Annotated in this window: 18 protein-coding genes; 13 read left to right on the top strand and 5 right to left on the bottom strand. The window is 72.6% G+C overall.

Annotation, left to right across the window (positions count from 1 at the left end; all coding sequences use genetic code 11):
- The first annotated feature begins 103 nt into the window (after positions 1 to 103).
- Both ACIQMU_RS17950 and ACIQMU_RS17945 read left to right on the top strand, forming a co-directional pair.
- The gene (locus tag ACIQMU_RS17950; RefSeq protein ID WP_352241926.1) at positions 104 to 814 is read left to right on the top strand and encodes a ribonuclease HII; all 711 of its coding nucleotides are present in this window, start codon (positions 104 to 106) and stop codon (positions 812 to 814) included.
- A gap of 63 nt (positions 815 to 877) precedes the next feature.
- Complete coding sequence (locus ACIQMU_RS17945; protein WP_352241927.1) at positions 878 to 1,492, top strand: hypothetical protein; 615 nt, start codon at positions 878 to 880, stop codon at positions 1,490 to 1,492.
- Between the two features lie 94 nt (positions 1,493 to 1,586).
- Here ACIQMU_RS17945 and ACIQMU_RS17940 read toward each other — a convergent pair whose 3' ends face one another.
- Positions 1,587 to 2,228 (bottom strand): hypothetical protein, encoded by a 642-nt coding sequence (locus tag ACIQMU_RS17940; protein WP_352241929.1) that lies wholly within the window; start codon positions 2,226 to 2,228, stop codon positions 1,587 to 1,589.
- A 336-nt stretch (positions 2,229 to 2,564) separates the two neighbouring features.
- On the opposite strand from ACIQMU_RS17940, the gene ACIQMU_RS17935 reads away from it, so the two are divergent.
- From ACIQMU_RS17935 to ACIQMU_RS17905, 7 genes are all read left to right on the top strand, one after another.
- Positions 2,565 to 4,724, top strand: a complete 2,160-nt coding sequence (locus ACIQMU_RS17935) for a RecQ family ATP-dependent DNA helicase (protein ID WP_352241930.1) — start codon at positions 2,565 to 2,567, stop codon at positions 4,722 to 4,724.
- Between the two features lie 255 nt (positions 4,725 to 4,979).
- Positions 4,980 to 6,368, top strand: coding sequence for a DUF4192 domain-containing protein (locus ACIQMU_RS17930; protein WP_352241931.1), 1,389 nt, complete (start codon positions 4,980 to 4,982; stop codon positions 6,366 to 6,368).
- 88 nt (positions 6,369 to 6,456) lie between these two features.
- Positions 6,457 to 7,215 (top strand): NUDIX domain-containing protein, encoded by a 759-nt coding sequence (locus tag ACIQMU_RS17925; protein ID WP_352241932.1) that lies wholly within the window; start codon positions 6,457 to 6,459, stop codon positions 7,213 to 7,215.
- A 145-nt stretch (positions 7,216 to 7,360) separates the two neighbouring features.
- Positions 7,361 to 9,097 carry an ATP-binding cassette domain-containing protein gene (locus tag ACIQMU_RS17920; RefSeq protein WP_402689193.1) on the top strand — a complete coding sequence of 579 codons (1,737 nt, stop codon included), beginning with the start codon at positions 7,361 to 7,363 and terminating at the stop codon, positions 9,095 to 9,097.
- 181 nt (positions 9,098 to 9,278) lie between these two features.
- On the top strand, positions 9,279 to 10,145 hold the full coding sequence (locus ACIQMU_RS17915) for an FCD domain-containing protein (RefSeq protein ID WP_352242010.1): 867 nt from the start codon (positions 9,279 to 9,281) through the stop codon (positions 10,143 to 10,145).
- A 324-nt stretch (positions 10,146 to 10,469) separates the two neighbouring features.
- A complete protein-coding gene (locus ACIQMU_RS17910) occupies positions 10,470 to 12,014 on the top strand; it encodes an RNA polymerase sigma factor (RefSeq protein WP_402689192.1) in 1,545 nt (514 codons plus the stop codon).
- A 134-nt stretch (positions 12,015 to 12,148) separates the two neighbouring features.
- Positions 12,149 to 12,979, top strand: a complete 831-nt coding sequence (locus ACIQMU_RS17905) for a serine protease (RefSeq protein ID WP_352241935.1) — start codon at positions 12,149 to 12,151, stop codon at positions 12,977 to 12,979.
- A gap of 145 nt (positions 12,980 to 13,124) precedes the next feature.
- Here ACIQMU_RS17905 and ACIQMU_RS17900 read toward each other — a convergent pair whose 3' ends face one another.
- Positions 13,125 to 13,358 (bottom strand): hypothetical protein, encoded by a 234-nt coding sequence (locus ACIQMU_RS17900; protein ID WP_006128079.1) that lies wholly within the window; start codon positions 13,356 to 13,358, stop codon positions 13,125 to 13,127.
- 448 nt (positions 13,359 to 13,806) lie between these two features.
- On the opposite strand from ACIQMU_RS17900, the gene ACIQMU_RS17895 reads away from it, so the two are divergent.
- The 3 genes from ACIQMU_RS17895 to ACIQMU_RS17885 all read left to right on the top strand — a co-directional run bounded on the left by ACIQMU_RS17895 (position 13,807) and on the right by ACIQMU_RS17885 (position 17,459).
- Positions 13,807 to 15,933: a DNA topoisomerase IV subunit B gene (locus ACIQMU_RS17895; protein ID WP_352241936.1), complete on the top strand. Its 2,127-nt coding sequence runs from the start codon at positions 13,807 to 13,809 to the stop codon at positions 15,931 to 15,933.
- A 231-nt stretch (positions 15,934 to 16,164) separates the two neighbouring features.
- Complete coding sequence (locus ACIQMU_RS17890; RefSeq protein WP_402689219.1) at positions 16,165 to 16,608, top strand: DUF485 domain-containing protein; 444 nt, start codon at positions 16,165 to 16,167, stop codon at positions 16,606 to 16,608.
- Entirely contained in the window at positions 16,605 to 17,459 is an 855-nt protein-coding gene (locus ACIQMU_RS17885) for a hypothetical protein (RefSeq protein WP_402689191.1), read from the top strand. The genes ACIQMU_RS17890 and ACIQMU_RS17885 overlap by 4 nt, the downstream gene beginning before the upstream one ends.
- A 66-nt stretch (positions 17,460 to 17,525) precedes the next feature.
- Here the strand turns inward: ACIQMU_RS17885 and ACIQMU_RS17880 are convergent, their stop codons facing one another.
- Together ACIQMU_RS17880 and ACIQMU_RS17875 are read right to left on the bottom strand one after the other, a co-directional pair.
- Positions 17,526 to 18,200, bottom strand: coding sequence for a response regulator (locus ACIQMU_RS17880; RefSeq protein ID WP_352241938.1), 675 nt, complete (start codon positions 18,198 to 18,200; stop codon positions 17,526 to 17,528).
- Positions 18,197 to 19,903 carry an ATP-binding protein gene (locus ACIQMU_RS17875; RefSeq protein ID WP_402689190.1) on the bottom strand — a complete coding sequence of 569 codons (1,707 nt, stop codon included), beginning with the start codon at positions 19,901 to 19,903 and terminating at the stop codon, positions 18,197 to 18,199. The genes ACIQMU_RS17880 and ACIQMU_RS17875 overlap by 4 nt, the downstream gene beginning before the upstream one ends.
- Positions 19,904 to 20,065: 162 nt before the next feature.
- Between ACIQMU_RS17875 and ACIQMU_RS17870 the strand changes: the two genes are divergently transcribed.
- Positions 20,066 to 21,085 (top strand): LacI family DNA-binding transcriptional regulator, encoded by a 1,020-nt coding sequence (locus ACIQMU_RS17870; protein WP_352241940.1) that lies wholly within the window; start codon positions 20,066 to 20,068, stop codon positions 21,083 to 21,085.
- An 83-nt stretch (positions 21,086 to 21,168) separates the two neighbouring features.
- Here the strand turns inward: ACIQMU_RS17870 and ACIQMU_RS17865 are convergent, their stop codons facing one another.
- Positions 21,169 to 22,422 carry a citrate synthase gene (locus tag ACIQMU_RS17865; RefSeq protein WP_352241941.1) on the bottom strand — a complete coding sequence of 418 codons (1,254 nt, stop codon included), beginning with the start codon at positions 22,420 to 22,422 and terminating at the stop codon, positions 21,169 to 21,171.
- Positions 22,423 to 22,442 lie beyond the last annotated feature (20 nt).

Here is a 22,442-nt window from a genome sequence, read left to right as displayed (position 1 = left end):
GGCGGCCGCGGACCCGTGAACCGGCCTCCGGCGGCGGATTCGCGGACGGCACGGCGCCCCGGGGTGTCGCTGCCGGGGCCTTCGGCGTACGCTGGCTGGCGCCATGCCGTACGAACCACCCACGCACACCGTCGAGCGCTCGCTTCGCGCTACCACCGGTGCCAGGACCGTCGCCGGTGTCGATGAGGTCGGACGCGGTGCGTGGGCCGGCCCCGTCACCGTGTGCGCGGCGGTCACCGGACTGCGCCGACCGCCCGAAGGACTCACCGATTCCAAGCTGTTGACCCCCCGGCGGCGCGCCGAGCTCGCTCCCGTGCTGCGGAACTGGGTCACCGCCTACGCCCTGGGCGACGCCTCGCCGCAGGAGATCGACGACCTGGGCATGACCGCCGCGCTCAGGCTCGCCGCCGTGCGGGCCCTGGACGGGCTGCCGGTCCGGCCCGACGCGGTGATACTCGACGGCAAGCACGACTACCTGGGCGCTCCGTGGCAGGTCCGGACCGTGATCAAGGGCGACCAGTCCTGTATCGCGGTCGCGGCGGCCTCGGTGATCGCCAAGGTGCACCGGGACGGGATGATGGCCGAGCTGGGCGCCACGTCCGAGGACTGCACCGACTTCGCCTTCGGTGCCAACGCGGGGTACCCCTCGCCCGTGCACCGGGCCGCGCTGGAGGAACGGGGGCCCACGGCCCATCACCGTCTCTCCTGGGCGTATCTGGACGCGCTGCCCCGGTGGCAGCACCTGAAGAAGGTCCGTTTTACCGCCGAGGCGGCCGCACTCGAAAGCGGGGGCCAGCTCGGCTTCGACTTCTGATCGCGCACACGCGCCCCTTTTACCCGACGCCGACGACATCGGCGTTCGCCACAGACCACCGTCATGCCTCTGATCTCCGAGGAGCCTCAGATTCCCGAGAGCGCCCAGGGTCCCCGCGTCACTCCGGCCGCCGGCCGCACCGCGCCGACCCCCCGTCCCGTCCCCGGTCCGCGTTCCGCGGCCACCCCGCGTCCCGGCCGCCCGGGTCCCGCACCCGCGCGTCCCGCGCCCCCGGCGCAGCGCGCCCACCCCGCCCCCGCGGCTCCGGCGCCCGCGCCGGCGGAGAGCCCCTCCGTGCCGCAGATCCAGCTGATCCCGGCCGCGGCGGCCGGCGCACTCGCCGCGGCCGAGGAAGCCGTCGACGTGCTGCTGGAGTCCGGTCGCGCACCGGGTGACATCCTGGTGCTCACCACCGGTGAGCAGCACCCGTGGGCCGCCCACGAACTGTCCTTCGGCGAAGCCGCGTACTGGGCCCAGCACGACGCGGGCGAGGACGTCTTCTTCGCCGCCGCCGCCGCGGCCGACCGGGCCCGTCCCCGGCCCGTGGTCGTCGTCGCGGTCAACGACGACCGGGCAGTGGCCCGTACACTGCCCGTCGCCCGTGACCGCGCCGCGGCGCTGCTGATCGTCTGCGGAGACCCGCAGACGATCAACTCCGCGCTCGGCGCCGGGGTCTGAGCACGTCCCATCGGTGCCTCCGGCCGCGTCCGCACGGGCGCGGCCGGAGGCACCACCGGTTTCCCCGGCCGCCCGGCGGAGGCTCAGCGCCCGCTCAACGGGCCGCGGTGCGGCGCATCGCCTCCACCGCGGCGCTTCCCGGCCGGGTCGGGGCGGCCTCGTGGCCGGCGACGGCGTCGGCCAGGGGCGAGGGCTCGGACAGCGAAGTGGGCCGCCGCCCGCCCCTTTCCTCGCCGAGCACCTGCCAGCCCCCGCGCGTCAGCGTGATGTAGGCACCGCAGCGCAGGCCGTGCAGGGTGCAGGCGTCCCGGAGGCCCCACATCCAGGCGCCGTCCTCCTCGGTCCACCGTTCGTCGCCGTCACGGCAGTACAGGAGGACGGCCGTACGGACCGGGGTACGGCGGCGCAGATCGTGCGGGATGACCCGCCGCAGCTGTGACAACAGCGCGTTGCGGAACTCCCAGCCGTCAGCGGCCACCGTCGTCCGCCGGACGAACGAGGCGCTCGCCGTGAGCCGTTCCTCATGATCGAGGACAGCGACCACGGCGGTGGCGGGAGTCGGCCGGTGCCGGGAGTGCAGTCCCCCGACCACCTCCCGGGGGCTGCGGAGCAGGGGTATGCCCGCCGAGGCCCACTCCGCTGGTTCGAGCATCCGGGCAAGGCGGTTGTCGGAGTCTGCGGACACCGAGGACGCCGTCGCCGAAGTGGCTGTGGGCGGGGCGAATCCGAAGGTCACGGTCCTCCCTTCGCTACGCGCCCGTGGTGCGGGCAGGGTCGGGTGAGGGCGCGCCGCGGCACAGCCCTTCCGGGCCCGATGAGGAACTGTGCGGGGGCGGCTCCAATTCTCCCTGGCCCATCGGCAGGCGGCAACGAGCAATTGCTGCGGCTGACGGGTATCAGCCGGAATGACACTGATATCCCTGCCCAGACCCGGCCGGATGACTCCCTCCGCCACCCCTGAGCCACGGGGACCAGCGCAAACGCGCCTGTCTCCGCCGTCCGGGGACCGCCCCGAGAGGCGGTGACGCGAGCGAAGTGGGCAATTGTCGGTGCCATCGGGTTGCATGGGGGCATGGAAGAACTGGATCTGCGCACAGAAGCCGACGCCGTCCTCGCCGAGCTCGTCGGCGACCCCGGGGGGCCGGCTCGGCTGCGGGAGGACCAGTGGCAGGCGGTGGCGGCTCTGGTGGAGGAGCACCGGCGGGCTCTGGTGGTGCAGCGCACCGGCTGGGGCAAGTCGGCGGTGTACTTCGTGGCCACCGCGCTGTTGCGCCGGCGCGGCGCCGGCCCCACGGTGATCATCTCGCCGCTGCTGGCGCTGATGCGCAACCAGGTCGATGCGGCGGCCCGGGCCGGGATCCAGGCGCGGACGATCAACTCGGCGAATCCGGAGGAGTGGGAGACCATCTACGGGGAAGTGGAGCGTGGCGAGACCGACGTGCTCCTCGTGAGCCCCGAACGCCTCAACTCCGTCGACTTCCGTGACCAGGTACTCCCCAGGCTCGCGGCCACGACCGGTCTGCTGGTGGTGGACGAGGCGCACTGCATCTCCGACTGGGGGCACGACTTCCGTCCCGACTACCGACGTCTGCGGGCGATGCTGGCCGAGCTCCCCGCCGGTGTGCCGGTGCTGGCCACCACCGCGACCGCCAACGCCCGCGTAACGGCGGATGTGGCCGAGCAACTGGGCACCGGTGCCGGCGAGGCCCTGGTGCTGCGCGGCCCCCTGGACCGGGAGAGCCTGCGCCTGGGGGTGGTCAGGCTTCCCGACGCCGCGCACCGTCTGGGCTGGCTCGTTCAGCACCTGGACGAGTTGCAGGGCTCCGGCATCATCTACACGCTGACGGTGGCCGCCGCCGAGGAGACGACCGCTTTCCTGCGTCAGCACGGCTTCGACGTGGCCTCCTACACGGGCAAGACGGAGAACGCCGACCGGCTGCAGGCCGAGGTCGATCTGCAGGAGAACCGGGTCAAGGCCCTGGTTGCGACCTCCGCGCTCGGGATGGGCTTCGACAAGCCGGACCTGGGGTTCGTGATCCATCTCGGCTCCCCCTCGTCGCCGATCGCGTACTACCAGCAGGTGGGGCGTGCGGGCCGTGGCGTCGACCACGCCGAGGTGCTGCTGCTGCCGGGCAAGGAGGACGAGGCCATCTGGCGATATTTCGCCGACACCGCCTTTCCGCCGGAGGAGCAGGTCCGCCAGACGCTCTCGGCGCTCGCCGCCGCGGGACGGCCGCTGTCGGTGCCCGCCCTGGAGGCGGCGGTGGATCTGCGGCGCAGCCGGCTGGAGTCGATGCTGAAGGTCCTCGACGTCGACGGCGCGGTCAAACGGGTCAAGGGCGGCTGGACCGCCACGGGCGCCGAGTGGGTGTACGACACCGAGCGCTACGCCTGGGTGGCCAAGCAGCGGAAGACCGAGCAGCAGGCCATGCGGGACTACGCGAGCACGGACCGGTGCCGGATGGAGTTCCTGCGTCGCCAGCTGGACGACGAGGAAGCGGCTCCGTGCGGCCGTTGCGACAACTGCGCGGGCCCCTGGACCGACTCCTCCGTCTCGGCGGAGGCGCTGACCGGAGCGGCGAAGGAACTGGACCGCCCCGGTGTGGAGATCGAGCCCCGCCGGATGTGGCCCACGGGCATGCCCGCGATGGGCATCGACCTCAAGGGGCGTATCCCGGCCGGCGAACAGTGCTCCACCGGGCGCGCGCTGGGACGGCTGTCCGACATCGGCTGGGGAAACCGGCTGCGTCCCCTGCTGGCCGAGAACTCCCCCGACGGGCCGGTTCCCGACGACATCCTGCAGGCGGCGGTCGCGGTCCTGGCCGACTGGGCACGATCGCCGGGCGGTTGGGCGTCGGGCGCCCCGGACGCCCTCCCCCGGCCGGTGGGGGTCGTGGCGGTGCCGTCCCTGAGCCGTCCGCAGCTGGTCGGCTCTCTCGCCCAGGGCATCGCGACCATCGGCCGGCTCCCCCTGCTCGGAGCGCTGGAGTACACCGGGCAGAGAGACGTGTACGCGGCCCGCCGCAGCAACTCCGCCCAGCGTCTGAGGGCCTTGTCCGGCGTCTTCGCCGTCCCGGAGGGACTGGCCGACGCCCTGGCCGGCCATCCGGGCCCCGTCCTGCTCGTGGACGACCTCACCGACTCGGGCTGGACCCTCGCGGTCGCCGCACGCCTGCTCCGCAGAGCGGGCAGCGAACAGGTCCTGCCGCTGGTCCTCGCCACGGCAGGCTGACCTCCTCCGCGGATCGACACGGCCGGCGCCGGGTAGGGGCATCCGCCTCAGGGCCTCGGCCCCTGGACTGCCCGGAACGCCGGACCGATGACCGGCGTTCACACCGCCAGGCGAGGCAGGCGGCCGGACCTGACGGGACGTCGGTCACGCCCATTCAACCGGACGTCCACGGCGACCGCGAACGACGGTCCGCCCCTGTGGAAAACTTTATCCACAGGGGTCGCGGGATGCGGCGGAGCACGGGACCGTCGAGTCATGAACAAGCACCGCGAACCCACCGGCCCGGCCGACGGACAGCAGATCACCCTGCGGGGCCCCGCCGAGCTGGCCGACGCCCTCCCGTATCTCATGGGCTTCTACCCCAACGACAGCGTGGTGATGGTCGCCCTGCACGGCGGCCGGGGCCGGTTCGGCGGCCGGCTCCGCCTCGGCATTCCGCAGGCGCCCGGCGAATGGGGGCCGGTCGCCGACCAGTTGGCGGAGTGTCTGGTATCGGGGAGCGAGCGCCGGGAAGGGCGGCCCGACGCGATCGTGATCTTCCTGTGCCAGGACTCGCCGGACGGCTCGGGCGGACAGCACACCATGGAGCGCCTCAGGCCGTTCGCGCAACGGTTGCGCACGGCGTGCGGAGCGCTCGACGTTCCGGTCCTCGAAGCGCTCTGCATCTCCGACGGCCGTTACTGGTCCTACTGCTGTCCCGACGTCCGGTGCTGCCCCGACCAGGGAAGTCCCCTGGCGATGCCCGGCACCACGGTCATGGCGGCGGCCGCCGCCTATGCGGGCGTCCACGTCCGCGGCACGCTGCGTGACATGGAAGCGCGGCTCCAGCCCTGGCGGACCCCGGCGGCCGTGACGGCCCAGGAGGGGGCCCTGGACCGGGCGGGACCCACGCTGCTGCCCAGGCTGCTCGACGAGCGGACCAGGCGGGAGGTCGCGGCGGAGACGCTCCGACTGGCCCGCTCGCTCATGGACCGCATCGAGGAGACACAGCCCGCGCCCCCGGCGCTCTCGGACGCGGGGGACGACCAGCTGATCGGCTCCGACGAAGCCGCCTCCGTCATCCTTGGGCTCCAGGACCGGGAGACCCGGGACAGGGCCGCCGCGTGGATGGAGGGGGCGGAAGCACAGGCGGCCCTGCGCCTGTGGCGGACCCTGGCCCGGCGCTGCGTCGGAGCGTACGGGGAGCACGCCGCCGCTCCGCTCACCCTGGCGGGCTGGGTGTCCTGGTCCACGGGCGACGAGCCCGGCGCACGGGTCGCCCTGTCCCTGGCGCTGCGCGCCGACCCCGAGTACACGTTCGCCCAGCTGCTGCATCGGGCGTGCAACGAAGGGCTCGATCCGGAGGCCCTGCGCCGCTGCCTGCGCGCGGCGACCGACGAGGCGACCGACGAGGAGACGGGCGCCGGGGCCGAGCTCACGGAGCCGGTGGCGGGCCCCGGCGCGGGTCGGGGCGCCCCGCCCTGCGCGCGCACGGTCCGCCCGCTGCCCGATGGCGGTCGACGGCGAGGGCGTGTTCTCCGGCCCCCGGGCGCCGAGCGGGGCAAGGCGTCACCCGGCTCGATCCGTCCCCGGACCCCGGTGGCCGGGCGGCGGACGCGCGAGGCCCGGAGGTACGGCCGACGCGGCAGCAGGACGCGCCGATGACGGCCGGAGCGGCGTCCGCGCCGCCCGGGCCGGGCACGAGCATGCCGAAGGGAGTGTTTATCGTCAGGGAGACGACTATGATCACGGCATGCCGCCCTACGACCCGTCGACTTTCCCGCCGTTCGCTGTCACCGTCGACCTGGTCGTGCTCACGGTGCGCCGTCACGCGCTCTGCGCGCTGGTCGTCCGCCGAGGGGAGGCCCCGTTCCAGGGCCGATGGGCGCTGCCCGGCGGTTTCGTCAGAATGGACGAGGACCTGGAGTCCGCGGCAGCACGTGAACTCGTCGAGGAAACGGGCCTCTGCGCCCACGATCCGGCGAAACCGGCCGTGGGCAACGGCGCGCATCTGGAGCAGCTGGCCACTTACGGTGATCCGGCGCGCGACCCCCGGATGCGGGTGGTCAGTGTCGCCCACCTCGCCCTCGCGCCGGACCTGCCCGCGCCCCGGGCGGGCGGCGACGCCAACAGCGCGCGCTGGGCACCGGTCGAGGACCTGCTGCACCCCGGCATCGGCCGGGAGGGCGAGCACCCGGCGCCGCTGGCCTTCGATCATGCGCGGATTCTCGCCGACGGAGTGGAGCGCGCCCGCTCCAAGATCGAATACTCCTCGCTGGCCACGGCGTTCTGCCCACCGGAGTTCACGGTCGGCGAGCTGCGCCGGGTGTACGAAGCGGTGTGGGGCGTCGTCCTCGACCCCCGCAACTTCCACCGCAAGGTCACCGGAACTCCCGGATTCCTGGTGCCGTCCGGCGGGACGACCACGCGGCAGGGCGGCCGGCCCGCTCAGTTGTTCCGGGCCGGAGCGGCCACGGTGCTCAATCCGCCGATGCTGCGGCCCGAGGTCTGAGTCTTCCGGCGTCCCGCCGCGATGGCCCCGCGGAACGCCTGTCGGCCCACCCCTGCGCAAAAAGTCGCAAATGTCGCGTTATGTTGCTGCGGTAACCCTCTGCCGCCGAGCGGTCTCACCATCCGCGAGAGACGCGAGAAAAGCGATGCTCCAGGCCATCGGACTCACCAGCACCCCCCGTCGCGGCGCTCCACCCGCCGTGAGCGATCTGACCTTCGAGGCTCCTCCCGGCCGTGTCACCGCCCTGCTGGGCGCCCCCCGCTCGGGCAGGACCACAGCCCTGCGCCTGATGCTCGAACTGGAAGCCGGGCGGGGCGTCGCCTACTTCCGGGGGCGGCCACTGCACCGCCTCGCCCACCCGGCGCGGGAGGTGGGCGTGCTGCTCGGCGACGTACCGGGCCATCCCTCGCGGACGGCCCGGGGGCAGCTCCGTATGCTCTGCGCGGCGGCCGGCGTGCCGGCCGCCAGGGCCGACGAGGTGCTCGAAGTCGTCGGTCTCGCCGGACTCGGGGATCAGCGTCTGGCGGCTCTCTCGGTGGGGATGGACCGCCGCCTCGGCGTCGCCTCCGCCCTGCTCGGAGACCCCCACACGCTGATCCTGGACGAACCGGCCGAGGGGCTCTCCCCCCGGGAGAACAGCTGGCTGTACGGACTGTTGCGGGCGCACGCGGCTCAGGGCGGCACCGTCCTCTACACCACCGGCGACCCCAAGGAGGCGGCCCGCACGGCCGACCGCGTCGTCACCATCGGGGGCGGGCGTCTCGTCGCCGACCAGGACGTCGCCGACTTCGCCCGCACCCGGCTCCGGGCCCGGGTCGCCGTCCGCACCCCGCACGCGGCCCGGCTGGCGGCCGTGGTCAGCCGGGAGGCCCGGGCCGCGCGGCGCTCCGTCGAAGTGATCGAGGAGGCGAGTGGCCGGCTGACCGTGTACGGCAGCAACTGCGCGGAGATCGGCGACACCGCCTACCGGCACGGCGTCCCCGTGCACCGGCTCGCCGACGAGATCGGCGACACCGGACCCGCCGCCCCGGCGGAAGCCGGGGGAGGGGTGCGGGGCGATTGCGCCGTCGTGCTCTCGGAGTTGCCGCCCCCACTCCGGGCGCGCCCCGCGCGCGCCCCCCTGCGCCCGCTCCGGTACGAGCTGCGACGCTCCCTGGGCGTCAGGACAACGGCCATGATCATGGCGGCCGTTCTGGTGGTGTCGGCCGCGGTGTCCGTCCTGCTCGCCCGCACCGACGGCACCGCGCTGCCCCGGGTGCTCGCCGCGTGGCCCGCGCTGCTGCCGCTCCCTCCCGCCGCGCTCGGCGCGGGTGTGCTCGGGGCGCTGTCCTTCGGGGACGAGTTCCGCTATCCGGCACTCGCCGCCGCTCGTGGCACCGTGCCCCGGCGGCTCGGGCTGCTGCTGGCCAAGCTGACCGTGACCGCGAGCTTCGCTCTGCTGCTCGCGGGTCTCGCCGTGGTCTGCGGAGCGCAGAGCCTCCGGCTCGTGTACGGACCGGACTTGATCGCGATCCCTTCGAACGCCATTGCCCTGAGCGCGGGTTGGGCCGGCCTGACGGTCGGCTGCGCCTGGGCGGGGCTGTTGGCCGCCGGCGTCTTCCGGGTGGCCGGCGCGGGCATCGCCGCGGTGCTGGCCGTCCCGGTGCTCGTCGTTCCGCTGGTGCAGAAGGTTCTCGCGGCTCCCTCGGCGCGTTCGGTCGCCGGGCTCCCGGGCCGACTGCGTGAACTGGCCGGGTGGCAACTGCCCCAGGAGACGGACCACTGGGTCCTGGCCGTCGCGCGGGTGGTGGCGCAGCCCGTGGGGACCGCGCTCGCCCTGTCGTTGTCAGCCCTGATCTGCGCGTATCTGTTCACCAGCCTTCGAGGAAAGGCGCGTTGGTGATCGCCGTCCGCCCGAGTCGAGGACAGGGGTCCGCAACTCCCTGAGAAATGACCGATTTGCAGAGATATGGCGTCAATTGAGGAGCGAGCGCCGATCACCCTTTCGTGTGCTTTTCACCAAAGACCTCAAGAGGCGGGCGAGCCGCGCCGACAAAGGATGCGTGAGTACCCTTGCGCACACCATGATGACCGCCGCCCGCACCGCCGATTCCGGCCTGGCCGGCTCGGGCGAACTCGACCGCTACCCCTATACGGAGGCGCCGGCCGGCGAGCGTGCCGCCTCCCGGGCCTGGGGTGGATCCGATTCCGAGCTGGGACGGGCGAGCCGACGGGGATCGGCCAGCCGGGGGCGCGGTCTCCACGGCCAACTCGTCCAGCAGCTGGGTCAGATGATCGTTTCCGGTGACCTCGGCGCGGACCGCCCTCTCGTTCCCGAGGAGATCGGCCAGCGGTTCGAGGTCTCCCGCACCGTCGTACGCGAATCCCTGCGCGTCCTCGAAGCCAAGGGGCTGGTCAGCGCCCGCCCCAATGTGGGCACGAGGGTCCGCCCGGTCAGCGACTGGAACCTGCTGGATCCCGACATCATCGAATGGCGGGCTTTCGGCCCGCAGCGCGACGACCAGCGCCGCGAGCTGGCCGAGCTGCGCTGGACCATCGAACCGCTCGCGGCGCGCCTCGCCGCCGGGCACGGCCGGGACGACCTGCAGCAGCGGCTCGGCGACATGGTGGAGATCATGGGGCACGCGATGGGGCAGGGGGACGCGATCACTTTCTCCCGCGCCGACGCGGAGTTCCACGCCCTCCTCATCCAGGCCGCCGGCAACCGGATGCTCGAACACCTTTCCGGCATCGTCTCGGCCGCCCTCCACGTCTCCGGCGGACCCGTCACCGGCTGTGACCGGCCCGGCGAGACCTCGCTCGCCCATCACGCGCGTATCGCCGACGCCCTGGCCGCCGGCGACGCCGGGGCCGCCGAGACGGCCATGCGGCAACTGCTCGTCGTCCACCCCGATGTCGAGCGTGTGGTCCCCGCGCCGCGCGAGCACTGACCCCGGGCGCGGCCGGGTGTGTGGGCCCGGTGCCGCCGGACCGCACCGGTCCGGCGGCACAATTGTGGTGGGATGCGATGCGTCGCCCAGTTTGTCGCGAATGAGGTGTGACTCGGGCCACGTGGATTGGCCGTAACACTCCTCGAAGCAGCGCGATGACTTAAGAGGTGACCGTCGCGGAAGGAATACAGCAACCCTTGGGTGCGCTGTGCAGTTCTGAGGCCAAGCCCGCGCCGTCGGCGACATCCCCAGTCGACGGTCGTCGGTTCCAGCCCCCTCCAGGGCAGGGCCGGAAGCCGTTTCCATCGTTCCGAGAGGTTGTTCGTGTCGGCCAGCACATCCCGTACGCTCCCGCCGGAGATCGCCGAGTCCGAGTCTGTGATGGCGCTCATCGAGCGGGGAAAGGCTGATGGGCAGATCGCCGGCGATGACGTGCGTCGGGCCTTCGAGGCTGACCAGATTCCGCCAACCCAGTGGAAGAACGTTCTGCGCAGCCTCAACCAGATCCTCGAGGAAGAGGGTGTGACGCTGATGGTCAGTGCCGCGGAGTCGCCGAAGCGCGCCCGCAAGAGCGTCGCAGCGAAGAGCCCGGTCAAGCGCACCGCCACCAAGACCGTCGCGGCGAAGACCACCGTGACCAGGACCGCCGCGGCCCCCGCCGCCCCGGCGGCCGAGAGTGCGGACGCGGTGGCCGACGACGCCGTCGCGGCCGCTCCCGCCAAGAAGGCGGCAGCCAAGAAGACCGCTGCCAAGAAGACCGCCGCGAAGAAGACGGCGGTCAAGAAGACGGCGGCGAAGAAGTCCGGCAAGCAGGACGACGAGCTTCTCGACGGTGACGAGGCGGCCGAGGAAGTCAAGGCCGTCAAGAGCGAGGAGGAGGAGGGCGAGGGCGAGAACAAGGGCTTCGTCCTCTCCGACGACGAGGACGACGCGCCTGCCCAGCAGGTCGCCGTCGCCGGCGCCACCGCCGACCCGGTCAAGGACTACCTGAAGCAGATCGGCAAGGTTCCCCTCCTCAACGCAGAGCAGGAGGTCGAGCTCGCCAAGCGCATCGAGGCCGGCCTCTTCGCCGAGGACAAGCTGGCGAACGCCGACAAGCTCGCCCCGAAGCTCAAGCGCGAGCTGGAGATCATCGCCGAGGACGGCCGGCGGGCCAAGAACCACCTCCTGGAGGCCAACCTCCGCCTGGTGGTCTCCCTGGCCAAGCGCTACACCGGTCGCGGCATGCTCTTCCTGGACCTGATCCAGGAGGGCAACCTCGGTCTGATCCGCGCGGTCGAGAAGTTCGACTACACCAAGGGCTACAAGTTCTCCACGTACGCCACCTGGTGGATCCGTCAGGCGATCACCCGCGCGATGGCCGACCAGGCCCGCACCATCCGTATCCCGGTGCACATGGTCGAGGTCATCAACAAGCTCGCGCGCGTGCAGCGCCAGATGCTCCAGGACCTGGGCCGCGAGCCCACCCCGGAGGAGCTGGCCAAGGAACTCGACATGACCCCCGAGAAGGTCATCGAGGTCCAGAAGTACGGTCGCGAGCCGATCTCCCTCCACACCCCGCTCGGTGAGGACGGCGACAGCGAGTTCGGTGACCTGATCGAGGACTCCGAGGCCGTCGTGCCGGCGGACGCCGTCAGCTTCACGCTTCTCCAGGAGCAGCTCCACTCGGTGCTCGACACGCTCTCCGAGCGTGAGGCCGGCGTGGTCTCGATGCGCTTCGGCCTCACCGACGGTCAGCCGAAGACGCTGGACGAGATCGGCAAGGTCTACGGCGTGACGCGCGAGCGCATCCGTCAGATCGAGTCGAAGACGATGTCGAAGCTTCGTCACCCGTCGCGCTCCCAGGTGCTGCGCGACTACCTCGACTAGATCGCGGAAGATTCACCGGCCGAGGGCCCGGAACCCCCAGGGGATCCGGGCCCTCCGGCGTGTCCTCGGGTGCGGACGCGGACCGGCTGGATCACGCTGGGTGGACCGTCAACGCCTCAGCGTCAGGAGCCTCCATGCCCCGTCCCGCCGTCCGTTCCCTGACCGGGGCGCTCGCCCTGACCGCCGCCGCGGCCGTGCTGCCGCTCGCCGCGCCCTCCTCGGCGGTCGCGGACAGCATCGTCGTCGGCGGACAGCCCGCCCCCGTGGCGGAGAGCCCGTGGGTCGTGGCGCTGTCCAGCCGGGAACGGTTCGGAGGAGCCCGCTCGGGCCAGTTCTGCGGCGGCGTCGCCGTGGCGCCCACGAAGATCCTGACTGCAGCCCACTGTCTGAGTGAACAGGCGCTCGGCGGACCGGTGAACCGGGTGAAGGACCTGCTCGTCATCGCCGGCCGGGAGCGGCTGAGCGATGCCGGCGGCCAGGAGGTCCCGGTCCGGGGCATCTGGGTGAACCCGGCGTACGACCCGGTCTCCAACGCCGGCGACCTCGCGGTGCTGACCCTGTCCCGCGCGCTGCCGAAGAGTGGCGTCATCCCGACGGCCGCGGCCGGGGACGCCGCCTACCGGCCCGGGACCGCCGCGGCCGTCTACGGGTGGGGCGACACGACGGGCAGTGGCACGTACGCCTCTGTGCTGCGCTCCGCGCCGGTGCGGGTCCTCCCGGACAGCGACTGCGCGCGGGCCTACCCGGGCGGCCAGGAGGGCACGTACAGGGCCTCGGCGATGCTCTGTGCGGGCGATCCGGCGGGCGGCCGGGACGCGTGCCAGGGCGACAGCGGCGGGCCGCTGGTGGCCCGTGGGCGGCTCATCGGCCTGGTGTCCTGGGGCAGCGGCTGCGGGCGCCCGGGCAGCCCCGGGGTGTACACCCGGGTCTCCGCCGCCCTCGAATGGGCCCAGGGCCGCGTCTGAGCCGCCCCGGGGCCCGTGGTGGCGGGGTGATCCCCGCAGGGCGTGTGTGCGGTCCCCGAGGACGAGAACGGGCGGCTCCCCCGGTGGGGGAGCCGCCCGTCGGCCGGTCCTGGACCGGCCCCTGGCTCGTCGTGGATGCGAGGTGTCAGTGTTGGTCCTCGTCGGCGGCAGCCGTCTGCACGGCGGTGAGCCGATCCGTCTCATCCTGTATTTCCGCGGCGATCTTCTTGAGTTCCGGCTCGAACTTGCGCCCGTGGTGGGCGCAGAAGAGCAGTTCACCGCCGCTGATCAGGACGACGCGCAGATATGCCTGGGCGCCGCAACGGTCACAGCGGTCTGCTGCGGTCAGCGGGCTCGCGGGGGTCAGAACAGTAGTCACGTCGCCTCTTCTCTAGCTCGACGAGCTGTCGTACCAGGGTCAACATCCAACCAGGCCGAAAACGTTCCCGCTCGTGGCTTTTCTTCGAAACTTCTTCTCGGTGTGGCCGTCTGTTGCCGGTTGGCGGCGAATGTGCCGTATGCGGAGCGCTACGGTTTCGCATTGCTTGTCTCGGGGGTGTGTCCCGCCGGCCGGCTTGCCGGTTTGTTCATGAGGACGTGCCCGGAGCCTAAATGGTTCATGCGTCGAAGGGAACGTGATGTGCACGTCACTCCAACGAATGATCGAACACTCATGCGAGCCCGGATGGGGCTCGACTAGCATGAGGATTCCCCGAGGGTGGCGTTACAACCGCTCTACCAGGCGTCTGTAGGCTCTCAGCGACAACCGAAGCCCAGCCCCCATACCCACGGGGACCCCAGATGAAATTCAGCGAGGAGCGAACCGCGTGACCGCCGAAACGTCCGTGCCGTCCACCGCGATGCTGACCGGAGCAGGCGGCGACCGGGACAGCTCCAACTACACCGCGCGGCACCTCCTCGTCCTGGAAGGGCTGGAGGCGGTCCGCAAGCGCCCCGGGATGTACATCGGGTCCACCGACAGCCGCGGTCTGATGCACTGCCTCTGGGAGATCATCGACAACTCCGTCGACGAAGCCCTCGGGGGCCACTGCGACCAGATCGAGGTCATCCTCCACGACGACGCCTCCGTCGAGGTCCGGGACAACGGCCGCGGCATCCCGGTCGACGTCGAGCCCAAGACGGGCCTCTCCGGCATCGAGGTCGTCATGACCAAGCTGCACGCGGGAGGAAAGTTCGGCGGCGGCTCCTACGCGGCCTCGGGCGGCCTCCACGGCGTCGGCGCCTCCGTGGTCAACGCCCTCTCCGCCCGGCTGGACGTGGAGGTGGACCGCAACAGCGCGACCCACTCCATCAGCTTCCGGCGCGGTGTCCCCGGCATGTTCACCGAGCAGGGGCCGGACAGTCCGTTCGATCCGGCCAACGGTCTGCGCAAGGTCAAGCGCGTCCCCAAGACCCGTACCGGTACCCGGGTGCGGTACTGGGCCGACCGCCAGATCTTCCTCAAGGACGCCAAGCTCAACCTGGAGACGCTCTACCAGCGTGCCCGCCAGACGGCCTTCCTCGTCCCCGGCCTCACGATCATCGTCCGCGACGAGCGCGGACTGGACGGCGAGGGCAAGACGGAGGAGACCTTCCGCTTCGACGGCGGCATCAGCGAGTTCTGCGAGTACCTGGCCCAGGACAAGGCCGTCTGCGACGTTCAGCGCCTCAGCGGTACGGGCACCTTCAAGGAGACCGTGCCCGTCCTGGACGACCGCGGCCACATGACGGCCACCGAGGTCACCCGTGAGCTGGCCGTCGACATCGCCCTGCGCTGGGGCACCGGCTACGACACGACCGTACGGTCGTTCGTGAACATCATCGCCACGCCCAAGGGCGGCACCCACGTCAGCGGCTTCGAGCGCTCCCTGACCAGGACGGTGAACGAGGCACTCCGCTCCGCCAAGATGCTGCGCGTCGCCGAGGACGACGTCGTCAAGGACGACGCCCTCGAAGGGCTCACCGCCGTCGTCACCGTACGGCTCGCCGAGCCGCAGTTCGAGGGCCAGACCAAGGAGGTGCTCGGCACCTCGGCGGCCAACCGGATCGTGGCAGGCGTGGTCGCCAAGGAGCTCAAGGCGTTCCTGACCTCCACGAAGCGGGACGCCAAGGCCCAGGCCAGGGCGGTGCTGGAGAAGGCCGTGGCCGCCGCCCGCACCCGGATCGCCGCCCGCCAGCACAAGGACGCCCAGCGCCGCAAGACGGCGCTGGAGTCCTCTTCGCTGCCCGCCAAGCTCGCCGACTGCCGCAGCGACGACGTCGAGCGCAGCGAGCTGTTCATCGTCGAGGGCGACTCCGCGCTCGGTACGGCCAAGCTGGCCCGGAACAGTGAGTTCCAGGCGCTGCTGCCGATCCGCGGAAAGATCCTCAACGTACAGAAGTCGTCCGTCTCGGACATGCTGAAGAACGCCGAGTGCGGCGCGATCATCCAGGTCATAGGGGCCGGGTCCGGGCGGACCTTCGACATCGACGCCGCCCGCTACGGGAAGATCGTCCTGCTGGTGGACGCCGATGTCGACGGCGCCCACATCCGCTGCCTGCTGCTGACCCTCTTCCAGCGCTACATGCGCCCGATGGTCGAGGCGGGGCGGGTCTTCGCCGCCGTTCCGCCGCTGCACCGGATCGAGCTGGTCCAGCCCAAGAAGGGCCAGGACAAGTACATCTACACCTACTCCGACAGCGAACTGCGCCAGACCCTCCTGGAGCTCCGGCGCAAGAACGTCCGGATCAAGGAATCGATCCAGCGCTACAAGGGCCTGGGCGAGATGGACGCCGACCAGCTGGCAGAGACCACGATGGACCCGCGCCACCGCACGCTGCGGCGCATCAACATCGGCGACCTGGAGTCCTCCGAGCAGGTCTTCGATCTGCTGATGGGCAACGAGGTCGCGCCCCGCAAGGAGTTCATCACCAGCTCCGCGGCCACCCTGGACCGCTCGCGCATCGACGCCTGACCCCCGCACGCCCGCCCGGCCCCCGCTCCCGTCCGCCCGGGAGCGGGGGCCGCGTACGTTCTCGGGGTTCCCGCAGCCGTCCCGGGCTTCTGTCACCTGAAGGGGTGAAGTCGGACGCATGGCACGTCCGTGATCTTCCCCAACCGCCCATCGTTGGCCATGCGGCCGAAAAGGTCGGCGGATCAGGGGAGCTGTTCGGTGGAGAAGGAAGCAGGGCCGGGGACCGCGGGAGTGCGGCTCGACGGCCCGCGGGACGACGCGCCGGCGTCCGGCCGGGCTGATCACGAGGGGGCGGGGACCGCCGTCGGCCTCGACGCGTCCGGAGCGGCGCCGCGGGACCCCGCGCCCAGCGCGGCCGACGTCTACCTGGAGGTGCACCGCAGCGCCGCCTTCCGCGAGGTGCGCCGCCGCTACCGCCGCTTCGTGGTTCCCGCCGCCCTCGCGTTCCTCCTCTGGTACCTCGCCTACGTCGTCGCCGCGACCACCGCACCCGGGCTGATGGCCCGCCCGGTCGCCGGAGCGGTCAACGTCGCGATGCTGGCGGGTCTCGGCCAGTTCCTCACCACCTTCCTGCTCACCTGGGCGTACGCACGGCACGCGCGGCTGCGCAGGGACCGGGTCGCGCTCGACCTGCGCTGGGACACCCAGGAGATGACGAGAGGACTGGAACGTTGAGCGGCGACCATCAGACACTCGCCCTGCTGCTGTTCAGCGCGTTCGTCGCGGTGACACTGTTCATCACGAGATGGGCGGGCCGCACCCGGCAGTGCTCCGCCGAGGAGTTCTACGCCGGCGGACGCCTGTTCTCTCCCATGGAGAACGGTTTCGCCATCGCCGGCGACTACATGTCGGCGGCCTCCTTCCTCGGAATCTCCGGGCTGATCGCCCTCTTCGGCTACGACGGCATGCTCTATTCGGTCGGCTTCCTCGTCGCCTGGCTGGCGGTCCTGCTGTTCGTCGCCGAACTCGTCCGCAACTGCGGCCGCTTCACCCTGGCCGTCGTCGCCGGCATCACGCTCGCCTCGTCCGCGTCCGTCGCCCACGACCTCTACGCCTCGCTCCGCCGCCCCGGACGCAGGAAGTACGGGGAGGTCGCCGTGGCGCGTACCGCCGCCGCCGGAATCGGCGTGGTCGCGATCGGCCTCGGACTGCTCGCCCAGGACCTCAACGTCGCCTTCCTGGTGGGCCTCGCCTTCGCCGTGGCCGCCTCGGCGAACCTCCCCGCCCTGCTCTACTCGCTGTTCTGGCGCGGCTTCACCACCCGGGGCGCGGTCTGGGCGGTGTACGGCGGGCTGGTCCCGGCGGTCGTCCTGGTGCTCGTGTCGCCCGTCGTGTCGGGCAGCCCCACGTCCCTGTTCCCCGGGGCGGACTTCCAGCTCTTCCCGCTGGAGAACCCCGGTCTGGTCTCCATTCCGCTGGGCTTCCTGGCCGGCTGGATCGGTACGGTCACCTCTCCCGAGCCGCCCGACGAGGCCAAGCACGCGGAGGCCGAGGTCCGGGCGCTGACGGGCGCCGGGGCGGCGTAGGGCGGCCGAGGCCGCCGCGGCCCGCCGGCGGGGCCCCGGTGCGTGCGCGGCCCGGCCCGGTAGGGCTCAGCCGGCGGCCCAGGCGTAGCGGTGTTCCGGGCGGCCCGTCTCGCCGTACCGCAGCGTCAGCCGGACCTTGCCGGTGCGCTCCAGCAGCTTCAGATAGCGCTGGGCCGTCTGCCGGCTCATTCCCGCGCTGTCCGCGATCTCCTGGGCGGAGAGCGGTCCGTCGGCACCGCGCAGGGCCCCTCGGACGAGCTCGGCGGTGGTGGGGGAGTGGCCCTTGGGGAGGCCGGGCTCGCCCGCCGCCCACAGTGCTCCGAAGAGCCGGTCCACCTCCGCCTGCTCGGCCTCCCCGCCCCGGTCGAGGGTGTGCCGCAGGGACGCGTACGCCTCCAGCTTCGAGCGCAGGCCCGCGTACGTGAACGGTTTCACCAGGTACTGGAGCGCGCCGTGCCGCATCGCGTCCTGCACGGTGGCGACGTCCCGGGCGGCCGTCACCATGATCACGTCGGCCTGACGGCCCAGGCGGCGCAGTTCCCGTACGACGGCGAGACCGTTGCGGTCGGGCAGGTAGTGGTCCAGCAGGACGAGGTCCACCGGGACCTCCTCGACCGCCTCCAGCGCGGCGGCCGCCGTGTGGGCCTGCGCGGCCACCCGGAAGCCGGGGACCTTGGCGACGTACGCCGCGTTGATCCGCGCCACGCGGACGTCGTCGTCCACGATGAGGACCTCGATCACCGCTGCTCTCCCGTCGGGGCCGGAGGTGTGAGGGGCGGCGGGCCGTCCGGGCGGCCCGCGACGGTTTCGGCCGCGCCCTCCGGTCCCGGTTCGGCCAGCGCCTCCGGCAGCACGACCGTGAACACCGCGCCGCCCGCGTCCGCGCCGGACACGGTCACGCTGCCTCCCTGACGTTCCGCGAGTCTGCGTACGAGGGCGAGCCCGAGGCCGCGTCTGCCGTGCGCGGGGACGTCCTTGGTGGACCAGCCCTCCGTGAAGATCGACGCCTGCTGTTCCCGGGGGACGCCGGGGCCGCTGTCGTGCACGCCCAGGATCACCGTACGGCCCTCCGCGCGCAGAGCGACCTCGATCCGCGCCCCGTCCGATCCGGCCGCCGCGTCCGTGGCGTTGTCGACGAGGTTGCCCACCACGGTGACCAGGCCCCGGGGATCGACCACCCGGTCGGGCAGCAGGGTGCCCGGAGCCAGCCGCAGCGAGACCCCGCGCTCGGCAGCGACCGTCGCCTTGCCGACGAGGAGGGCGGCCAGCAGCGGGTCCTGGACCTTCTCGGTGACCTGCTCGGCCGTCGCCCGGTGCACGCCCACCACCTCCGTGATGAACTCCATGGCGTCTTCGTGCATCTCCAGCTCCAGCAGCCCCAGCAGGGTGTGCAACCGGTTCGCGTGCTCGTGGTCCTGGGCGCGCAGGGCGTCGATCAAGCCCGTGGTGGAGTCGAGTTCGCGGCCCAGGTGCTCCAGCTCGGTCCGGTCGCGCAGGGTCACCACCGCTCCGCCGTCGTCCGTGGGCATCCGGTTGGCCAGCAGCACCCGGCTGCCCCGCACCGCCAGCAGGTCGTCGCCGACCACCCGCCCGGCCAGCACGTCCGCGGTCCGGCCGCCGCCGAGCACCTCCTCCAGCGGCCGGCCCGCCGCCTGGGGGCCCACGCCCAGCAGCCGCTGCGCCTCGTCGTTCAGCAGCCGGACGCGCCCCGCGCCGTCGAGCGCGACGACTCCTTCGCGAATGCCGTGCAGCATGGCCTCGCGTTCGGTCAGCAGCGCGGAGATGTCGGAGAACGCCAGGTCGTGGGTCTGCCGTTGCAGCCGACGGGAGATCAGGTACGCGGCGAGCGCCCCCGCGGCCAGGGCCCCGCCCGCGTACGCCAGCAGCCCCGGGATCGCCGCGAGGAGCCGGGCGCGGACGCTGTCGTAGGCGATGCCCACCGACACCGCGCCGGCCACCTCGCCCGACGTGTCGAACAGCGGCACCTTGCCCCGCGCCGAGCGGCCGAGGGTCCCGCTGTCGATCTCCATCACCTCGCGACCGCTCAGCGCCCGGCCGGGGTCCGTGGAGACGACCGCGCCGATCCGGTGGGTGTCGGGGTGCGACCAGCGCACCCCGCGCCGGTCCATGACGACGACGTACTCCGCCCCCGTCGCCCGCCTGACCTGCTCGGCGGCCGACTGGACGGGGCCGTGGCCGGACGGGGCCGTGGTGCCCAGGTCCTTCACGATCCCCGGCCGGGCGGCGGTGGTCTGGGCGATGGCCAGGGCGCGGCGCATCGCCTGGTCGTCCAGCTGCGCGCTGAGCGGGGCCAGGAACAGGCCGGTGACCAGGATGGTCACGCCGGTGATGATGGCCAGTTGCATCAGCAGGACCTGGGAGAAGACCCTCCGGGGCCAGCCGAACCGGCGCTGTCCGCTGCCGGGGGTCGGTGGGGCGTTCATCGTAGAGACGGTAAGGGCCGGGTGGCCGGGGCGGAAATTCGGCCGCGGACCCGGGCTCCCGCTGCGTGAACCCCTTGCCTTCCGGTGGCCGCTCTGTGAGCGTTCGGGGCGAGTCCTACTGCGACGCAACCTTCTTGCATTTCTTGCGCTAATCTTGCGTTCATGACGCGACGACTTGCTCAGGTGGCCCAGAAGGTCGGAGTCAGCGAGGCGACGGTCAGCCGGGTGCTGAACGGCAAGCCGGGCGTCTCCGACGCCACCCGGCAGGCCGTCCTCTCCGCGCTGGACGTCCTCGGCTACGAGCGGCCGACCCAGCTGCGCGGCGAACGGGCCCGGCTCGTGGGGCTGGTCCTGCCCGAGCTGCAGAACCCGATCTTCCCGGCGTTCGCCGAAGTGGTCGGCGGCGCGCTCGCCCAGCAGGGGCTGACCCCGGTCCTCTGCACCCAGACCAAGGGCGGCGTCTCCGAGGCCGACTACGTCGAGCTGCTCCTCCAGCAGCAGGTCTCCGGAGTGGTCTTCGCGGGCGGTCTCTACCACCAGGCCGACGCCCCGCACGACCACTACAAGGTGCTCGCGGAGCGCAATATCCCCGTCGTGCTGATCAACGCGGCCATCGCCCGGCTCGGCTTCCCGGGCGTCTCCTGCGACGACTCCGTCGCCGTCGAGCAGGCATGGCGGCACCTCGTCTCGCTCGGCCACGAGCGCATCGGCTTCGTCCTCGGTCCGTCCGACCATGTGCCCTCGCAGCGCAAGCTGGCCGCGGCCCGGGCGCTCGCGGAGTCGTCGGGCACGACCGTGCCCGACGAGTGGGTGGCCCGCGCGATGTTCTCGCTGGAGGGCGGGCAGGCCGCCGCGGCGCGGCTGCTGGAGCGGGGCGTCACCGGCGTCATCTGCGCCAGCGACCCGCTCGCGCTGGGCGCCGTGCGGGCCGCCCGCCGCCGCGGCCTGTCGGTGCCCGGCGACGTGTCGGTGGTCGGCTACGACGACTCGGCCTTCATGAACTGCACCGAGCCGCCCCTGACCACCGTCCGTCAGCCCATCGAGGCCATGGGGCGCGCGGCCGTCGAGCTGCTCTCGGAGCAGATCGGCGGGCGTACGGTGCCCCCGGACGAACTGCTCTACGAGCCGGAGCTGGTGGTGCGCGGGTCCACCGCCCAGCCGCCGCGCGATAATTCCCGGTGATCCGTAGCTAATTTGCGCATCCGGGCCCTTGACGTGGACCTCTGGGCCCGGATCAGGGGCCTTTGGAGGTGTGCGAGGAGCGGCTACGGCCCTGGCAGCGGCTGCGGCGGCCGGGGCCCCGCGTACTGGCCGCCGGGGCGGATGCGGAGCGGCTGCTCCCCGTACTCCTCCAGGGCGTGGGCGATCCAGCCCGCGGTGCGCGACACGGCGAACACGGTCTCGCCCGCCTCCGCCGGCATGCCTCGGGAGACGGACAGGACCGCCAGCGCCAGGTCGATGTTGGCGTGCAGCGGAGTGTGCCGTGCCGTCGTCCCCACCACCTCGCGGGCCGCCGCCAGCGCCCCGGCCGCCTGCGGCACCCCATCCAGCAGGGTGAACAGGGCGGTCGCCCGGGGGTCCTCGCCCCGGTACAGCCGGTGGCCCAGGCCCGGCACCCGCCGCCCGGTCCGCAGGTGATCGGCGACCACGGGGGCCGCGCTGCCCCGGTCCACCGCCTCCCGGAGCATCCGGTGCGCCAGGCCGCTCGCCGCACCGTGCAGCGGCCCCTCCAGCACGCCGAGACCCGCGGAGACCACGGCGTACGGATGGGCCCGCGCGGAGGCGGCGACCCGGGCGGCCAGCGTGGACGCGGCCAGGTCGTGGTCGATCAGGAGGGCCAGGGCCGCGTCCAGCACGGCGAGGGAAGGAGCGTCGGCCGGCTCCGCGGTGAGCCGTGACCACAGTCCCCGCGCCAGAGAACTGCCCTCGGCCTCCGGCTCGCCCAGCATCGGCAGGGCGCCCACCAGTGTCGGGATCAGCCCCCGGGCGCTGCTCAGCACCGCCTCGGGCGACAGGTCGAAGCGCAGCGGGTCCGTGGCCGCCGCGGCGGTCACCGCCACCCGCAGCCGGTCCGTCGACCCGCTGTGCGCGGGCAGCGCGCCGACCGTCCGGCGGGCCGCCGCGAGGGTCCCGGCGGGCGCGGTGAACCGGACGCCGGGCCGCAGCTCACCCGTCCACAGCCACTCGGCGACCTCCTCGTAGCTGTACCGCCGGGCCAGTTCCGTCGCGTCGACCCCGCGGAAGAAGCAGCGGTCCCCCTCGATGAGCGTGATGCCGGTGCGGAAGGCGAGGTCGCCCCCGGCCGGGGAGGGGTCGCGCCGCCCCGAGCGCCGGGCCAGCGCCTTCACCTCGTCGGCGTCGAAGGTGCTGCCCCGGCCTCCGGCGGCCCGGGCGCTGCTCAGCTGGCCCCGGCTGACGTAGGCGTACACCGTCTCCGGCTTCACGCCCAGCAGTCCGGCCGCCTCCCGGGTGGTGAGCCGGGGCGGCTCCTGGCCGTCGGCCGCTGATTGATCCGTCATGCCGACCACCGTATCCATCC

Source organism: Streptomyces sp. NPDC091649 (assembly GCF_044756785.1).
Classification (GTDB): domain Bacteria; phylum Actinomycetota; class Actinomycetes; order Streptomycetales; family Streptomycetaceae; genus Streptomyces.
The sequence above is the reverse complement of the archived record's forward strand: the minus strand, read 5'-3'. Positions and strand labels throughout refer to the sequence as shown.